Source organism: Psychrobacter sp. FME6, assembly GCF_014861365.1.
Classification (GTDB): domain Bacteria; phylum Pseudomonadota; class Gammaproteobacteria; order Pseudomonadales; family Moraxellaceae; genus Psychrobacter.
On the sequence record NZ_RRYW01000065.1, the window covers coordinates 1 to 17836 of the forward strand.

At 44.4% G+C, this 17836-nt stretch carries 16 protein-coding genes and 1 riboswitch; of the genes, 10 read left to right on the top strand and 6 right to left on the bottom strand.

Annotation, left to right across the window (positions count from 1 at the left end; genetic code table 11):
* The coding region (locus tag EI162_RS09885; protein WP_192522997.1) for an IS30 family transposase at positions 1 to 457 on the bottom strand (457 nt) is incomplete at its 3' end.
* Positions 458 to 572: 115 nt separating this feature from the next.
* Between EI162_RS09885 and EI162_RS09890 the strand changes: the two genes are divergently transcribed.
* From EI162_RS09890 to EI162_RS09900, 3 genes are all read left to right on the top strand, one after another.
* Positions 573 to 1421 (top strand): EamA/RhaT family transporter, encoded by an 849-nt coding sequence (locus tag EI162_RS09890; RefSeq protein WP_192524207.1) that lies wholly within the window; start codon positions 573 to 575, stop codon positions 1419 to 1421.
* Between the two features lie 179 nt (positions 1422 to 1600).
* Positions 1601 to 2491, top strand: a complete 891-nt coding sequence (locus tag EI162_RS09895; protein ID WP_192524208.1) for a fructose bisphosphate aldolase — start codon at positions 1601 to 1603, stop codon at positions 2489 to 2491.
* Between the two features lie 102 nt (positions 2492 to 2593).
* Positions 2594 to 3700: a hypothetical protein gene (locus EI162_RS09900; RefSeq protein ID WP_192524209.1), complete on the top strand. Its 1107-nt coding sequence runs from the start codon at positions 2594 to 2596 to the stop codon at positions 3698 to 3700.
* Positions 3701 to 3861: 161 nt separating this feature from the next.
* Here EI162_RS09900 and thiC read toward each other — a convergent pair whose 3' ends face one another.
* From thiC to argH, 3 genes are all read right to left on the bottom strand, one after another.
* Positions 3862 to 5805 carry a phosphomethylpyrimidine synthase ThiC gene (thiC, locus tag EI162_RS09905; RefSeq protein WP_225736952.1) on the bottom strand — a complete coding sequence of 648 codons (1944 nt, stop codon included), beginning with the start codon at positions 5803 to 5805 and terminating at the stop codon, positions 3862 to 3864.
* Positions 5806 to 6036: 231 nt separating this feature from the next.
* Positions 6037 to 6153: riboswitch (TPP riboswitch) on the bottom strand.
* A gap of 104 nt (positions 6154 to 6257) precedes the next feature.
* Positions 6258 to 6551, bottom strand: a complete 294-nt coding sequence (locus EI162_RS09910; protein ID WP_192524210.1) for an oxidative damage protection protein — start codon at positions 6549 to 6551, stop codon at positions 6258 to 6260.
* A 106-nt stretch (positions 6552 to 6657) separates the two neighbouring features.
* Complete coding sequence (gene argH / locus EI162_RS09915; RefSeq protein WP_192524220.1) at positions 6658 to 8031, bottom strand: argininosuccinate lyase; 1374 nt, start codon at positions 8029 to 8031, stop codon at positions 6658 to 6660.
* Positions 8032 to 8261: 230 nt separating this feature from the next.
* Between argH and EI162_RS09920 the strand changes: the two genes are divergently transcribed.
* The 6 genes from EI162_RS09920 to EI162_RS09945 all read left to right on the top strand — a co-directional run bounded on the left by EI162_RS09920 (position 8262) and on the right by EI162_RS09945 (position 14478).
* Positions 8262 to 9308, top strand: coding sequence for a histidine kinase (locus EI162_RS09920; protein WP_225736953.1), 1047 nt, complete (start codon positions 8262 to 8264; stop codon positions 9306 to 9308).
* 319 nt (positions 9309 to 9627) lie between these two features.
* The gene (locus tag EI162_RS09925; RefSeq protein ID WP_192524212.1) at positions 9628 to 10365 is read left to right on the top strand and encodes a LytR/AlgR family response regulator transcription factor; all 738 of its coding nucleotides are present in this window, start codon (positions 9628 to 9630) and stop codon (positions 10363 to 10365) included.
* Positions 10366 to 10590: 225 nt separating this feature from the next.
* On the top strand, positions 10591 to 11625 hold the full coding sequence (hemC, locus tag EI162_RS09930) for a hydroxymethylbilane synthase (protein ID WP_192524213.1): 1035 nt from the start codon (positions 10591 to 10593) through the stop codon (positions 11623 to 11625).
* Between the two features lie 114 nt (positions 11626 to 11739).
* Entirely contained in the window at positions 11740 to 12726 is a 987-nt protein-coding gene (locus EI162_RS09935) for a uroporphyrinogen-III synthase (protein ID WP_225736954.1), read from the top strand.
* A gap of 63 nt (positions 12727 to 12789) precedes the next feature.
* Entirely contained in the window at positions 12790 to 13797 is a 1008-nt protein-coding gene (locus EI162_RS09940) for a hypothetical protein (RefSeq protein WP_192524214.1), read from the top strand.
* Between the two features lie 189 nt (positions 13798 to 13986).
* Entirely contained in the window at positions 13987 to 14478 is a 492-nt protein-coding gene (locus EI162_RS09945) for an acyl-CoA thioesterase (RefSeq protein WP_192524215.1), read from the top strand.
* A gap of 202 nt (positions 14479 to 14680) precedes the next feature.
* On the opposite strand, the gene ribBA is transcribed toward EI162_RS09945, so the two are convergent.
* Positions 14681 to 15793: a bifunctional 3,4-dihydroxy-2-butanone-4-phosphate synthase/GTP cyclohydrolase II gene (gene ribBA / locus EI162_RS09950; RefSeq protein WP_192524216.1), complete on the bottom strand. Its 1113-nt coding sequence runs from the start codon at positions 15791 to 15793 to the stop codon at positions 14681 to 14683.
* A gap of 476 nt (positions 15794 to 16269) precedes the next feature.
* Complete coding sequence (locus EI162_RS09955; protein ID WP_192524217.1) at positions 16270 to 17559, bottom strand: replication-associated recombination protein A; 1290 nt, start codon at positions 17557 to 17559, stop codon at positions 16270 to 16272.
* Positions 17560 to 17685: 126 nt separating this feature from the next.
* On the opposite strand from EI162_RS09955, the gene EI162_RS09960 reads away from it, so the two are divergent.
* On the top strand, positions 17686 to 17836 hold a 151-nt coding region (locus EI162_RS09960), incomplete at its 3' end, for an IS1 family transposase (RefSeq protein ID WP_192524218.1).

The window sequence follows — 17836 nt, forward strand, 5'->3', positions numbered from 1 at the left end:
TACAAGGGCGCTCATGAATCGAGACTCTGTCGTTGATACGGCCTCGGGTCTCAGCCGTTAGGCGCTTACGATAAGGTTTTCCTTTGCGGCGAAGACACTGCCACAATGTGCCGCCTTGCCTCTTGTCCCTCCAGATATAGCGATAGATGCTCATGTGACTAATACCACCATGAACGCCGGCTATTTGTTCAGGACTCCAGCTGTCTTTTAGCTTATCTGTGACCCAATCCCATACGTCAGCGATGATGCTGGGCGCATTGTTTGACCGTCTGTCACAAGCCTTGTTATTAGCATTCTTTGCTCGGTAACCGCGCAGGCCTTTATTACGCCTAAGCTCTCTTGATATGGTGCTGGGACTTCTGTTTAACGCCCTCGCTATAAATTTAATACTATGTTTTGCCCCTTTAAGGGCATAAATCTGGTATCGTTCACCTAGGCTTAGATGTGTATAGTTCATGGTTGCAATCTCACTTTGGTCGGTGGATAAAAACTTTGATGCTAGCGCATCTAGGTCTTTTTTTCACCTCGCATTTGATATTGCACTTCATGTGTTAATCTAAGAGGTAAAATCAATGATGTATTTAACGATAGCGGTGCTGTGTAGTGTCGCTGTGTCGGTACTTTTGAAAATATTGCGTCAAAAAAATATAGATATTCGCCAAACGATTGTGGCAGGTTATCCCATTGCTTTTTTATTAACCTGGGTTTTATTAAAACCTGATGTCAGTAGCATTGGTACACTTGGTAATGCGTGGGCTATTATTATCGCTCTTGGTATATTGTTGCCAGCGGTGTTTATCATCCTTGGGCGGGCGATTGAAGCGGTGGGCATGGTGGCGACTGATGCTGCGCAACGCCTATCGTTAATCATTCCCATTGTGGCTGCCTTTTTATTATTTGGTGAAGTGCTCACTGGTACGCGAATATTTGGATTAGCGTTAGGATTCTTGGCGCTTGGTGCATTGGTTTATCGTCCGCAGCAAGATGATATCAGCAAACAAGTCAAACGTACGCCGCTTTGGTTATTTGGGGTGTGGGCCGGCTATGGCATCATTGATATTTTGTTTAAGCAAGTCGCCAAGCAAGGTACGGCTTTTCCTTTAACCTTATTTGTGACCTTTGGGCTGGCAGGGTTGTTGCTATTGGTTTATTTGCTCATCACGCGCGTACGCTGGCAAGGCAATGCCCTGGTCGCAGGATTATTATTAGGTGCGCTGAATATGGGCAATATTTATGCGTACGTACGGGCGCATCAAGTATTGTCTGAATCACCAAGTATTGTATTCACGGGTATGAACGTTGGTGTGATTGCCGTTGCGACGTTAATTGGTGTGGGTGTGTTTAAAGAGCAGCTTAATCGAATTAATATATTGGGTTTATTGTTAGCGATTGGCTGTGTGGCCGTGCTGTTTTTAGCGTAGGATTTTCACTTATATTTATAACTACATTTGTGATTTCATAAAACTGTTAACTTATCAGATATAGGCACGTAGGGCATCCTATGGTAAGGTTATTTACAGTCAAGCCCATAACAACATTTGGCTAAAGACTTATTATAAAAATTTTTTACCTTTATTAATTAGGACAGGATGCACACCCAATGGAATACGAAAAACAATTACAGCGTATAAAAAATGGTTCAGGTTTTATCGCCGCCCTTGATCAAAGTGGTGGCAGCACGCCAAAAGCGCTAGAAAATTACGGTGTCAGTGGCGATGATTATGACAACGATGAAACCATGTTTGATTTGGTACATGAAATGCGCGCGCGTATCATGACTTGTGATGCATTTGACAATGAGCGCGTACTTGGGGCGATTTTATTTGAAGATACCATGGAGCGCGAAGTCAATGGTAAGCCGACCGCCAATTATCTATGGGAAAATAAAAATATTGTACTGTTCTTAAAAGTAGATAAAGGCTTGGCTGAGCAAATGAATGGCGTCCAAGTGATGCGTCCGATGCCAAATTTAGATTTATTATTAGATAAAGCAAAAAACTATCCCGTATTTGGTACCAAAATGCGTTCAGTCATTTATGAGCCAAATGTTGACGGTATTGAACTGGTTGTGCAGCAGCAGTTTGATGTGGCAAAGCAAATCATCTCAAAAGGCTTAATGCCTATCGTTGAGCCAGAGGTAGATATCAACAGCGCGCAAAAGCATGATTGTGAGCTGATTCTTAAAACCAGTATTTTGAATAACCTTGAGCGTTTAAATGATGGTCATCAAGTGATGCTCAAACTGACGTTGCCTGAAGAAGCAGGCTTTTATAAAGAGTTGATCGATCATCCAAAAGTATTAAAAGTAGTGGCACTATCGGGTGGCTATAGTCGTAGCGACGCTTGCGCTAAACTTAAACAAAACCCGGAAATGATTGCCAGCTTCTCGCGTGCCTTTACCGAAGGCTTGAGCAAACAGCAAAGCGATGAAGAATTTGCAGCGACCATCAATACTTCAATTGAAGAGATTTATGAGGCGTCAAAGGTTTAAAACCTTAAACATTAAACCTTTATAATTGATTTTGAATCCCAGCTGACCTTAGGTTCGCTGGGATTTTTCATATGGTGTTTATAGTAGAAAGATATTAAACTTGTGTTTGTTTTTATGGTTTCTGGAGAGGTTGTGTTGCGCTTTATTGTTTTAGGATTGCTTTTATTAAGTTGCAGTGTCTCTAGTCAATCTATGGAGCCTGTAAAATTTTCAGGCACTTGGGCAAGTGCTGCTTATTTTAATAATGATATAGACGTCATATCAGAAACTGTCGAAATCGATATCGACATTACAGACAATGCTACTACTAATGATCGCTATGTGGTGACCTATGAGCTGTACAACAATCATGGAGGGCTTCAATTCCCATTAGTTTTTGAAGTGTTCGACGAATTTGGACAAAGTGATGACTTCGAATTTTTTGTAGATGGCCAATCAGTGCCTGTTGCGACACTTGCCGAAGATGATACTGTGCTTGATGTGGCTGACTTTTATATGCCGAATAATATAGATTCAGGACAATTTAGAGCACAGTCTAAATATATTGACATTAACTTATCACAAGGCCTGCATACGATTAAAGCCACTTATGATGTTCATCCTCATTATTATGGTAGTGATTGGACTGGCATAAGCACTTATTCTTATTTGTTAGTGCCGATGAAAGAGAGTGCCAGTGATGGTAAGCAGTTTGAAGGGTCGTTTGTTAAGCTAAATTTCAATGGCGATTTAGATTATATCAGTATGGATATCGATGGCACGAAGAATACTTTACCCTCTGATAATCAATGGTATTTTGATGAGAATTTACCAAGAGAGATTAGTTTCAATTATCAAAAACCACTGAATCCTGTGGCCAAAGTTTTAACGGCTGTTTCGCCATTCATAACTATAAGTTTCGCGCTATTCATATTGGGTAGGATGCATTTACGTATGATGATCCGTAGACAGAAAGCTCAGCCCGAAACCCTTTGGACAGTCATGCTTGCCGGTAGTTTCTTAGTACCCTTGCTTAGCTTGATAGTCTATTACCTCTATTTACTGATGACGGATATGATTATTGGTAAAGGCGCAACAGGAGAGAATCGTGATTTGTTCTTTATTTGGGTTTTACCATTAGGCTATATAGTATTGACACCCGTTTATCTGGTCATTAGCTTTGTGGCTTTTATGATGGTTAAAAAGACGGTTACTAAAATAGTAAAATAGTTATGAATCACATTAAAGGCTAAAAAGGCCTTATTATAATCGGTTCAAGATAACTCAGGTACAAGGAAAGTAGACGTAAAAAAAGCTTAAACCTAGCGACTAGATTTAAGCTTAAACTTAAGCATTAAATGTTAAACAATCGAACCTCTTTATACAACTGACTAACCTGTCGTCTCATTCATACCTTTTTGAATGGCATCCGCGCTCATAGCATTAGTGGCTTGTAAGCTATTTTCTTTAGCATCCAAACCTGCCGCATACTCACGTACATTTTGGGTGATTTTCATTGAGCAGAATTTTGGCCCACACATCGAGCAAAAGTGCGCCGTCTTGTGCGCGTCTTTGGGCAAGGTTTCGTCATGGAACTCACGCGCGGTATCAGGATCAAGTGCTAGATTAAATTGATCGTCCCAGCGGAACTCGAAACGGGCTTTGGATAAGGCATTATCTCGCGCTTGAGCGCCGGGATGACCTTTTGCCAAATCAGCAGCATGGGCGGCGATTTTATAAGTGATGATACCGTCTTTGACGTCTTTTTTATTTGGCAGTCCTAAATGTTCTTTAGGTGTGACATAGCAGAGCATCGCCGTGCCAAACCAGCCGATCATCGCTGCACCAATCGCGCTAGTAATATGGTCGTAGCCTGGCGCGATGTCGGTGGTTAAAGGCCCTAAGGTATAAAATGGCGCATCGGCACAGACCTCTAATTGTAAATCCATATTTTCTTTAATACGGTTCATCGCCACATGCCCGGGGCCTTCAATCATCACCTGTACATCATGCCTCCAAGCCAGTTTAGTCAGTTCACCAAGGGTACGCAGCTCTCCAAATTGCGCCTCATCATTGGCATCTTGTAAGCAACCCGGACGCAAGCCATCGCCTAAGCTAAAGGCCACATCGTATTGCTTCATGATTTCACAGATATCTTCAAAGTGGGTATATAAAAAGCTCTCTTTATTATGAAACATGCACCATTGCGCCATGATAGATCCGCCACGTGAGACGATACCAGTCAAGCGTCCGGCAGTCAGCGGCACATAACGCAAAAGTACACCAGCGTGGATGGTGAAGTAATCGACGCCTTGTTCGGCTTGTTCGATGAGCGTATCGCGGAAAATCTCCCACGTTAAATCCTCTGCTACGCCATCGACTTTCTCTAACGCTTGATAAATGGGGACGGTACCAATCGGCACAGGTGAATTTCGAATTAACCATTCGCGGGTTTCATGGATATGATTGCCCGTCGATAAATCCATAATATTATCTGCACCCCAGCGCGTCGCCCATGTCATCTTTGATACTTCTTCATCGATGGAAGAACCAAGCGCCGAGTTACCGATGTTGGCGTTGATTTTTACTAAGAAATTACGCCCGATAATCATCGGCTCAGATTCTGGGTGGTTAATATTATTGGGGATAATCGCGCGCCCAGCGGCGACCTCAGAACGCACAAATTCAGGAGTAATAATAGTTGGTGTGTTAGCGCCAAAATTCTCCCCATCGTGTTGGCGCATATCAGTCAGCTCATGCTGTTTTTGGGTTTCGCGAATGGCGATAAACTCCATCTCAGGAGTGATAATGCCGCGACGAGCATAGTGAAGCTGAGTCACATTGCCAGCTTTGCCATCTACAGCTTTGGCGCGGCGCGGCTTATCGATATGAGCAAAGCGCAAGTTAGCAGTGCTGATATCACGGGCGCGTGCTTGTCCGTATGAGCTTGATAAGCCACTTAGTTGTTCGCTATCGCCGCGCTCTTTAATCCAGCCTTCGCGCAATTTTGGTAAGCCTTTGGTCAAGTCAATGCTGGCATTGGGGTCGGTATAAACGCCAGAGGTGTCATAAACATAGAATGGTGGGTTTTGTTCCCACTCATTTTCAGAGACGTTTTGAATAGGGGTAGGGTCAAGGGTGATTTCGCGCATGGGCACTTGAATATCAGGTCGTGAGCCTTCGATATAGACTTTGCGTGAAGCAGGCAAAATACGGTGTAAGTCGCGCGCGTCCTCTTCAAAACGAGCGTCGGTTTCGCTACGATGGGCGGGGGTTTTTAGCGCGTCTGCTTTGGAGGTTTTTTTGGTGGGGGTGGTTACTTGTAAAATAGTCATATGCTGTCCTAGCGTGTTGTTTTGAATAAAAGCAACACCGCCAGTAGCTGCGGGGTAAGACTATGTTATACGGACAAATGTAATCGCCAAACAAATGAGTCATCAAACTAAATCAGTCGTTTGTAAAGGATTACTCGGCGCAATTTCTTATAAATCACCATACCGCACTAAAACGCTGATGGGTGCTGGCAACCATAAAAAGGCATTTCTGCGCGCCTTTTGTACAGATATAACATAGTCTTAAGACTTCCCTGCGTCGGTACTAACCGCATCAGGTTCGGCGGGTGATCTCTCAGCGAATGTACAATGGCTTTTAGCCACTTATACACCGCACCCCGAGTCTGTCAGTGTTGTAAATCATCTTGATACTAACAAAATTAGTAGCCCACGGCTAATGCTAATTATTCATATAGACAAAAATAAGGATGATTATAAATACTAATCTATCGCCTTTATTTATTCTCTGGCGTCCAGCCTTGCGCGCGTTCATAGTCTTCGTTATCCAAAAACTTATCGCGTTGCTCGGTTAAGAATTTTTTGGCTTCAGGATCGAGCATACTGAGATGGTTTTCGTTAATCAGCATGGTTTGCTGCTCAAGCCATTCTTTCCATGCTTTGTCAGAGACGGTTTCTTGTAGCTCTTGCCCTTTTTTATTAGGGAAGGGTGGATGTGGCATTTTTGGCAGTTCTTGTTTATATTTGCGGCAAAATACGGTATTGGCTTGAGGATTAAAAGTCTCAGTCATGATACGTTCCTTATTATAAGTATAAATAGATGCCTTATCTTAACGCATTCATCCATAAAAAACACCCGCAGCGATGGCGGGTGTTTTAAAGATTGGTATTTTAAAATTAAGCAAAAACTTTTAAGCGCGCACGACCGTTAACTACCGCTTGCTTCACTTGATTAGGCGCTGTGCCACCTAAATGGTCACGCGCTGCTAATGAGCCTTCTAAAGTTAGGAAGTCAAAAACATCCTCGCCAATCGCAGCGCTAAACTGTTGTAGTTGCGCCAGTGATAAATCACTCAAATCGACACCTTCTGCAATACCCAAAGCCACAGCGTTACCAACCACTTCATGAGCATCGCGGAAAGCCACCCCATTGCGTACTAAATAATCGGCCAAATCAGTCGCGGTCGCATAGCCTTTCATAGTCGCAGCGCGCATATTTTCTTTATTGGGGGTGATATTCGGTAGCATGTCGGCGAAAGCCAATAGCGAACCTGTTAGGGTGTCCACGCAGTCAAACAATGGCTCTTTGTCTTCTTGGTTGTCTTTATTATAAGCAAGCGGCTGGCTTTTCATTAGACTTAATAGTGTCATTAATTGCCCAAAGACGCGTGCGGCTTTACCACGTACTAGCTCTGGTACATCAGGGTTTTTCTTTTGCGGCATGATCGATGAGCCGGTACAGAAGCGATCGGGGATTTGCACAAAGTTAAACTGCGCCGACATCCAAAGAATAATCTCTTCGCTCATGCGTGACATATGCATCATCAAAATAGACGCCGCTGAGGTAAACTCGATGGCAAAGTCACGGTCGGAGACGGCATCGAGTGAGTTTTGGCAAATACCTTCGAACCCTAACAGTTCAGCGGTAATGGTACGGTCAATCGGGAAGGTCGTACCAGCAAGGGCAGCACTACCGAGAGGTAATTGATTGATACGGCGACGCGCATCAACCAGACGTTCAGTATCGCGATACAGCATCTCAAACCATGCCATGACATGGTGACCGAAACTGACTGGTTGTGCGGTTTGCAAATGGGTAAAGCCCGGCATAATGGTATCAGTATGTTGCTCGGCTAAATCGAGCAAGCCACTTTGCAGGCGTACCAACAATGCAATGATGTTATCGGTTTCTTCGCGCAACCAAAGACGGATGTCGGTCGCGACTTGATCGTTACGGCTACGACCGGTATGCAGCTTTTTGCCCACCGCGCCGACTATATCGGTCAAGCGCGATTCGACGTTCATGTGCACGTCTTCAAGCTGGATGGACCAGTTGAATTCACCCGCTTCGATCTCAGCCAATACTTGCTCGAGACCATCGATAATGGTCGCAACGTCATCAGCGGTTAAGATATCGCATTCTTTGAGCATGGTCGCGTGAGCAATCGAGCCCTCGATATCGTGACGCGCAAAGCGTTGGTCGAAGCCCACGGATGCGGTAAAGGCGGCGACAAAGCTATCCGTCGCTTCGCTAAAACGTCCGCCCCACATCTGCTGGCCTTGGCTGTTTGAAGGACTGCTTCTAGGGCTGTTTTGTGCAGCGTTATTTGTTATTGAGGCATCTGTGCTAGAATCAGAGACAGAGGCGTTTACATTTGATTCGGGATTACTAGGGTTTGAAGAATTGGCATTCATATCATTACAAGACAAGTCAGCAGAATAAGAACTCAAGTATAGCAAAGGATGAGGTTGCCTTACTAGCGGAGCGCTTAGAGTTTTTTATGCCCAAGCTCATGGAGATCATGAAACCTTGGCAATGGTTGCTTGCGATCTTTTTTTGGTCGCTATTTGTGGCGATTATTGATCGCCATAGCGTACCGAATGAAACACAGTTTATGATCAAGTTTATAGCGAGATTCGTTCAAACCTCACTCGCACTGATACCTTCCTTTTATTTAATTGACTATCTTCGCCCTATCTTTAAACGCCTGTCCATAACGACGGTTAGCTTGTATGTTTTGCTAATATTAACAACCGCTACAGCCGTAACCATCACTTTAGTCTTACTGATTATGATGAACTTTGGCTGGTTTAATCAAAGTTTTTATTTTCTTATTTCAGCGATTGCATTTCATACGCTGATTACCGCGGGATTTACCGTTGCGGCTTTGCTATTCTTCCTACGTCGTTATCGTGAGATGAATGCACTGAAGCAATCGTTTGAGAACAAATTAATCGCACAAAACGATGTGATTAAAGCTCGTATTGCACCGCATTTTTTCTTTAATACCATTAATACCTTAATGTCACTAATTGAAACCAATCCATCCCGTGCTGCTGAGTTATTACAACACGTTTCTGCACTATTCCGTGCCAGTTTCATGGGCGCGCGTGAGATTAGTTTTGAAGAAGAGGTTGCCCTTTGCGAGCATTATTTGGCCATCGAATCTAGCCGTTTGGCAGACAAGCTCGATGTGAGCTGGCAATTGCCCAATGAAGACATTATGTATGACATGGTTATTACCGCGCTGACATTACAAAGTGTGATCGAAAAAATGCTGCTTAACGTGGTTGAGATGACCACTGAAATGATATCTATCAATATCAATGTGACGTGGCAGCAGCATCGAGTTACGGTTACGATTGATGTCGAACTGCCCAAAAAAACTTTAATTGTTAACCATGATTTGCGCAAGCACATGAATTTTAATATCCAAGCGGAGCGTTTACGCTCTTATTTTGGTCAAAGTGCTGATATTCAAAGTACGGTAAGCAGTACTCAGATTGTTACCATCATCGACTATCCGCTCCAAGACGTTGGTGTATAATATTTGCTACGCTTTCGTTAAATATATAAGCGTGGCATATTTATTGCAGTATATTCATTACACCATGCCCTCTATGATTATTTGTGTCATATTTGGCCATGATTGACTATAAAAGAGAGACCTTAAATAGACGTGGCCAAATAAAGGTATGGTATCAAGACCATGACAGTGAATATACCTTTCGTTGCAGGCGTGGATACAGTTAGTTATCGCTGCATTTAATAATTAAAGGTTCTTACTCTAATAGCATGATAATGAATGCTACTATATTTGAAAGACTATCAACAAATCCTAAGTATATCCTGGGATGGGAGTTTGCATGCGTATTGTAGTTTGTGATGATGAGCCACTAGCGCGTGAGCGTTTGGTTAGAATCGTACAGGAGTCAGGTCATCAAGTGGTTGCGCAAGCGACAACAGGCGCAGAAGCCATTATCGCTGTAAAAACCGAGCAGCCTGATATTATATTGTTGGACATTCGCATGCCTGAGATGGATGGTGTGCGCTGTGCCCAAGAGCTTGCTCAACTTGAGCATCCACCAGCGATTATATTTGTGACAGCTTACGATCATTATGCGATTGCTGCCCTAAAAGCTAACGCCATTGGTTATTTATTGAAGCCTGCAAACAAAGACGAGTTGTTAGAGGCGTTAGATAAAGCAAAAAATTTAAACGCGGCGCAATTAAATGAAATACGTAAGCTTGAAAACCCAACGGCGCGGCCAGTGCGTGAACATATCGCTGCTCGCACTCACCGCGGTGTAGAGCTGATTAAACTCAAAGATATCTATTATTTTACTGCCGATCAAAAGTATGTCAAAGTACGCCACAAAGACGGCATTGTGCTCATCGATGAAACGCTAAAAGAGCTTGAACAAGAGTTTGAAGACCGTCTATTCCGTGTGCATCGCAATGCGATTATCAATCTAAGTTTCTTGGATTTTTTAGAGACCTTAGATGCGGGACAATATCAAATTCGCTTTAAAGGCATTGAGGAGACATTAGCCGTTAGCCGTCGTCACTTGCCAGCGTTACGCGATAAGATTCAAAGCATGTAACGCGCTGTTTTTATAGCGCAATAATCATCCCATATCATCGCACCCTTATTTATGCTTAAATAGGGGTATTTTTTTGCGTCAGCATGAGCCATAAATGAATTATATCGCCCCTCTTTTATGGCAAGCCGTCAGTCGTGTTTCGTGCTGAGCCTTTAGCACTGACGCTATAGGCACTACCATCATAGTATCAAATTTATAATAATATTGACTTTACCGAGGCCCTTTATGAGCAATCCGCAGCAATCCGCATTGACTACTTTAAATATTGCAACGCGCCAGAGCCCTTTGGCACTATGGCAAGCTGAGCACATTCGTGACCGTCTACTAGAGATGTATCCTGAGTTGACGATTAACTTGCTAAAAATTGTCACTAAAGGTGACAAGATTTTGGACACCCCATTGGCTAAAATCGGTGGTAAGGGTTTGTTTGTCAAAGAGCTTGAGCAAGCACTATATAGTAAGCAGGCAGATATCGCAGTGCACTCCTTAAAAGACGTACCGATGCAGCTCCCTGAAGGGTTGACGCTTGGTGTGTATTGCAAACGCGCCTCACCAACCGATGCTTTCGTCTCTAACACCTACAATAATATCGATGAGTTGCCTCAAGGTGCGGTGGTTGGCACCTCAAGTTTGCGTCGTCAGTGTCAAATAAAAGCCTATCGCCCAGACCTACAAATCAAAACTTTACGTGGTAACGTCGGTACGCGCTTGGGTAAGTTGGATGCTGGTGAATATGATGCAATTATTTTAGCGACCAGTGGTTTGCAGCGTATCGAGCTGGATGAGCGGATTCGCGGTGAGCTTGATATCAATGCCTGCTTGCCTGCAGTTGGACAAGGCGCGCTGGCGATCGAATGTCGTGAGGGGGATGATGAGGTGTTAAAACTACTGGCACCGCTTAATGACGACAAAGCCCGTATTCGCCTTATCGCTGAGCGTGCGCTAAACCGTCATCTAGAGGGTGGCTGCCAAGTGCCGATTGCCGCTTATGCCGTGTTGCAAATGGCGAATGAAACGAGTGCCAATAATGATGACAACGGTGATAATGGTAATAACGACAATGGTAATGTATTGTGGTTACGCGGCCGTGTGGGTCAAGCCGATGGTAGCGAGCTACTAAAATCAGAAAAACGCTTGACGTTAGTTGGTACACAAGAGGAACAAGAAGCGCAGGCCAATCAGCTGGGTATCGATGTCGCAAAAATGCTGCTCGCTGATGGCGCTGGTGCTATCTTGGCAGCAATTTATCATCCTGAATAACGCATAAATGCCTTTAGCTCTTTAATCATAGCCTTAACCATAATAGCCCCTTGTCATTATTGATGCGGGCCTATGGTTAAGCCCATCCTATCAGCCATTTGTCATGGTATGTCTATGTCATCATCAACGTCATCATCAACTCATGTTAAACTCAGTCATAACAACCAACCGACTGCTCAAGATTCGTTACTACCATCAATAGTCATCAATACTCGCCCAGTGGAGCGTGCAGCCCCTTTGACGCAGTATCTACAAGCAGCACGGCTGACCGTGGTTGAGATGCCAATGTTAGCACTACAGTCGCGACCAACGACTGAGCAAGACATGGTGCTGATGCGTCAATGGCTAGCCGGTGATTATAAGGCGCTGGTTATCGTCAGTCCAACCGCTGCGGCTTCGGGTTTGGCGGTTTGGCAAGCGCTTATAAGTGAGCAGAGTGCGCAAGATAGCATTGATAGTCATCGCTATACAGAAACCAAAGAGGTAAAGGCGCCAAGCCATCTTATTGCAGTGGGTGAAGCGACCGCTGCAGTGTTAAATGATGCCAAAATACAGCCGGCAAGTTACCAAGTGCGCCAGCCTAAAGTTGCCAATAATGAAGGGATGCTGGCAATGCCTGAGATTGAGAGTCTACAAGCAGGTGATAAGCTGCTGGTATGGCGCGGTTTGGGTGGCAGGCGACTATTGGTCGATACGCTACAGGCGCGTGGTGTGCATATTGATAGTATTGCTTGGTATGAGCGTACCATGCCTGTCAAGGCGATGGCGCAATACCAGCAATGGCTACAAGGCTTCTTGACACAAAACATAGCACCATCGAAGCAGTCAAAGCCAATCGTCGTTGTGAGTAGTGGTACGGCTTTTGAGCATTGGGAAAGTATCGTTAAAACAGTCGCAGAACAGGCTTTAGAAAAAAATTTAGATAGTGATATGCTATCCAGTGCAGCACTGAAACTAACCGATTTTGCGTATGTGGTACTTGGTGAACGCTTGGCCAATATCGTCGCTGAGCAGCAATTGAGCTATTGGCGTGTAGAAGATTTGGCCCCAGAAACTATTCTCGCTGCGATCAGCGCCAAACCTTACAACGCTAAAATCTAGCATTTTATACCTGTCCTTCATTGCTGTTGATACGCTCAAACTGACCAATAACGGTACCGCTTTATGTCCATGAATTCTGAGCCTTTATCTGAGGATCCTGCTGCCGTCCAGCAGCGCCGGCAAGCAAATATTTTATTGCTGCGCTTGCAATGGTTGGTTATTTTATTGCTTATAGCCGCTTTATTGTGGCTTTATATCAGCCAGCAGCGTTTTCAATATAGTGTCGATGAGCGTTTGCATAGCAATGAACAAGTAGTCAGCCGTCTAAATGAGATGGACGATCGTTTGTTTGCCATGAGCCAGCAGACGTTGCCTGAGCCGATTACCAAAGCCAGTAGCCAAGCGCAAAATCAGCTTGATTTGTTGCGTATTCAAATACAAGCCGTGGATAGATTGTTGGCAGACAATAACGATAGTGCCGCGATTGATTTGTTGCGCGGACTGCATTGGCAACTTTCTCAAAGCGGTAATGAGATATCTCCTGCATTAACCGTGGTTATTAAACAAGGCTTGCTCAAAGATATTGAACGCTTGCAGGCAAGAAGCTCTCAGCCCAGTCCTTGGCAGCTACAAAACCTAGCCATTCAAAATATTCAAGAATTTTTGCACAGCCACGAGCGTGCCATAAATATTAATAGCAGCGAGCAAAAAAAGACGCCAACAACAGTTAAAGCCAACGACGATAATACCAGTCTAAGCCGTAGACAACTGACGATTCACGAAGTTATTATGACACTGAATCTAGCGAGCCAAGCCAGCAATATGCGTGAGCACGACCAACTTATCAGCTATTTGACCCAAGCGCGCAAACAACTACAGACACTAGCGCCAAAGTCATCAGCCAGCAATGATACGTCATCGGCTAGTAATCGCAAAAAGCCAGAGTCAGTCGCATCAACAGCCACCAAAAAAGCAGATAAAAATGCAAAAAATCTGGTAAATAACTTAGCAGTAACGCAAGCCCCCGAGGATATTTCAGAGGTGGTTGATTGGTTGGATCAATTGATTACCAATGCCCCAAAACCAACGCCATTGCTAACCACTCAGATTTTGGATAAACCTCAGCGCTGATATAGTCATTTCGAAATAAAATCAATACGCTGATGTCACCGTGCGGTTGGTATAAATCTTCCTTGCGTGCTGTGCCTGCGCCGACAGAGTCTGCGAAAAATTCATCCCAACCGCACTGTCTCGTTTTTAATACACTGTATCGTTTTTAAATTGAATCGACTATATATAAAATATAAAAAAAGGGAAATTATGACGGATTTAAAAAATAATTCAGGTTCAGCAGCAGAGAGCACAGATAATCTTCGCCCTGATGAATTGGCGCATTATCCCGTTATTCATCACCAGCCCATTCATTGGGGTGAAATGGATGCGTTCAATCATCTCAATAACGTGGTCTATTATCGTTATGCTGAGTCAGCACGTATTGGTTATTTACGAGCGCTTGGTATGTTTGATGGTAGCATGGTCACGGTATTGGCACAATCAAGTTGCCAATACTTACGCCCAGTGACCTATCCCGATACGTTATTATTAGGGGTACGCTGTCAGCGCTTAGGTAATACCAGTATAGTCATGGAGTATAGCTATTATAGCTGCGCTCAAGAAACTATAGTCGCGACGGCTGAAGCAGTTATAGTGCGTTTAGAGAGTAATGCTAAGGACAAATTGCCGTGGACAAACGAGGAGCGTGAGCGGTTATTAACTTTAGAAGCAGAAGTGGGTCATACGCCTGAGCTTTAAAGCTGACACCAAACCCAAAAAGTACGATTAGCTGTGTCAAACTCGTTTAGTCTATAGTGCGTAGCACTTGCACTTGTTTGCCTTGCTATTCTAATTTTTGTGAATGGTATGAATATTGAATAAACGAAAAAAGGCACGCTAACATTAAATTAGCGTGCCGTTTCATAAATGATAGATATCGAATCAGACAGTCAATCAAATATTAATCTTGCTTGGGCGCATGAACAAAATCGACCACGTTTAGATCAAAGCCTGATAACGCAAAAAACTTCATCGGCGATGATAATAGGCGCATATCACGAACCCCTAAATGGCGTAAAATCTGGGCGCCAACCCCGATGCTGCGATAAGGCTGCTGGGTAATCGTTGACATCGATTGATTATCAGAAGCTTTATCAAGCGCCTCGCCCAAATCAATCGGCTGATGATTACCAATCCACACCAAAACCCCGCGATCTGAGGCGCTAATTTCTTCTAATGCCAATTGCACGCTCCAGCCACTACGACCTGTCGTGTCATTTTTTGCGGCAAACAAATCACGTAATGGGTGGAAACCATGCACACGTACGGTACTCACGCCTTCGCTCACATCCCCTTTGACCAAGGCTAAATGCGTCTCGTCAGCACCAAACTCGCGGAAGCGATGCAGGGTAAAGGTGCCATGTTCAGTCTCAAAAGGACGCGACTCAATCTCTTCTACCGTCTGCTCATTGGCAATACGATAATTGATAAGATCGGCAATCGTACCCATTTTGATACCATGTTCTTTGGCAAATATCTCTAAATCGTCACGGCGCGCCATCGTACCATCAGCATTGATAATTTCGACAATCACCGCTGCTGGCTCAAGGCCTGCCAGTCGAGCCAAATCACAACCCGCTTCGGTATGGCCAGCCCGATGCAGGACGCCGCCGTTTTGTGCCATGATTGGGAAGATATGCCCCGGCTGAACAATGTCTTCAGGTTTGGCCGAAGAGGAAACAGCTGCCTGCACGGTACGCGCGCGATCGGCAGCAGAGATACCGGTGGTGACGCCTTCTGCCGCTTCGATAGACACAGTGAAGTTGGTGCTAAATTTTGCCTCATTGCGGTCTGACATCAGCGGTAATGCCAGCTGCTGGCAACGTGCCTGCGATAAGGTTAGGCAAACCAAACCACGCGCATGGGTAATCATAAAGTTAATATCTTCTGGGCGCACATGGGTCGCCGCCATGATGATATCGCCTTCGTTTTCGCGGTCTTCATCATCCATCAAGATGACCATTTTACCAGCACGAATGTCTTCTATAATCTCAGGAATCGTATCTAAACTCATAGTAGGTCTCAATGTTTTATTATTATACCCAACCCAAAAAATACGATTAACGGTGTCAAACTCGCTTAGTCTACTAAAGGTAGCACTAACACTCGTTTTCCTTGCTACTCAGATTTTTGGGAATGGTACTAATACATATGTGTGATTGGGGATATAAAATGTTATTTGTCTATTGTAGCAGTAGATTGCTCAAAGCGCTGTTGCGGTTAGGCAAAGTGGCTCATGGTCAAAGCAATCTGCTGGCTACTATAAAAATCAAGCACTCAATTGGCTTGTATAGTAGATTTACTTTAAAACCGATACAGTGCTATTTACTTTACTACAATCGTATCGCTTTTATTTTGAACCGACTATCTGTATCGTTATGAGGCCATTTTAACGCTTTTCACCCCAGCATGCTGCCTCATCTCTAAACTCTATCGCTCAGTAGCTCAAAAACAGTGATGTGTGTTATCAATAATAAATACCACTCGAGCTTATTCGTTACTTGCCGCTTGGCTTTTTAGCCAATCCATAAACTGTTTGCTGTGTTGTTCACGCTGATTGTCCGCAAACTGATAGAAGCTTGTGCCCAGCAAATTATCTGGTAAGTAGCTTTGAGCGTAGTAATGATTGGGATAGTCGTGCGGATAAACATAACCTTGCCCATAGCCCTGATTGCGCATCAACTTAGTGACACCATTACGCAGATGCAGCGGGACAGGTGAGGCATCTTTTTCTGCCAAACTCATTGCTGCATTAATGGCTTTATAAGTGCTGTTGCTTTTGGCACTGGTCGCCAGATAGACCACCACTTGGCCCAATATAATGCGCGCTTCGGGCATGCCGATAGATTGCACACTACGCAAGGCAGCGTCGGCGAGAAGTAGTGCGTTGGGGTTAGCATTGCCGATGTCCTCACTGGCCAAAATGACCAAGCGCCGCGCAATAAAATCAGCAGGCTCACCACCGACCAACATCCGCGCCATCCAGTACAGCGCTGCATCAGGATCGGAGCCGCGTACGGACTTTATCAGCGCTGAGACGATATCATAATGCTGCTCACCATCTTTATCGTAGCGCACCAGCGCGGTCTGGGCGACACGAGCGACTAAAGCATCATCGACGATGAGCGGTGATTGGTTGGTGTCAGCCGTTTGAATCGCCAGCTCTAATAAGTTTAGCGCCTTTCTCGCATCACCATGTGCCAATTGGCTGATGGTTTCTTGCGCCTGCAAATCGACAGTCAACTTTTTAAATACATTATCTTCTGAGAGCGCCCGCTGTAATACTGCTGCAATTTGCTCAGGCGTCAGTGGCTCCAAGCGATATACTTGGCAACGTGATAACAGGGCGTTATTGACGCTAAAAGAAGGGTTTTCAGTCGTCGCGCCAATCAAGGTAATATCGCCAGACTCTACCGCGCCAAGTAACGCATCTTGCTGGGCTTTATTAAAACGGTGAATCTCATCGATAAATACCACCGGCGACTCAAAGCTTAGAGAGTCTTTGCTTTCTAGCACTTCTCGCAGTTGCTTCACCCCAGTATTTAGCGCAGACAGCGCATGGAATGGTCGTCCAACGGCATCAGCCAATAGCATGGCGATGGTGGTTTTGCCGATACCTGCTTCGCCATGCAAAATAATCGACGGCAGATGTCCTTGTTCCACTAAGCGTCTTAACGGTGCCCCTTTTGCTAATAAATGCTCTTGACCAATAATGGCATCAAGCGTCGTTGGGCGCATACGCTGGGCGAGTGGGGTGTCGGTATGAAAGTTAGGCGGCATGGGACTCTCTATTATAAAATAGCAATTAAATTAGAAAAATAAGATAAATTTTAGGTGGTGTGTCAGAAAGTATGCTGAAGAAATAAAGGAGGGTGACAGCCAAAGCAAGATGATATATTTGAGGTTATGAAGACACAAATAGATATCAGCTGCCCCGACTGTCACAGTCCCAGTTTAAAGAAAAACGGCATAAAAAGCTATGGCAAGCAGAACTACCAATGCAAGGACTGCAAACGTCAATTCATTGGTGACCATGCCTTAACTTATCATGGCTGTC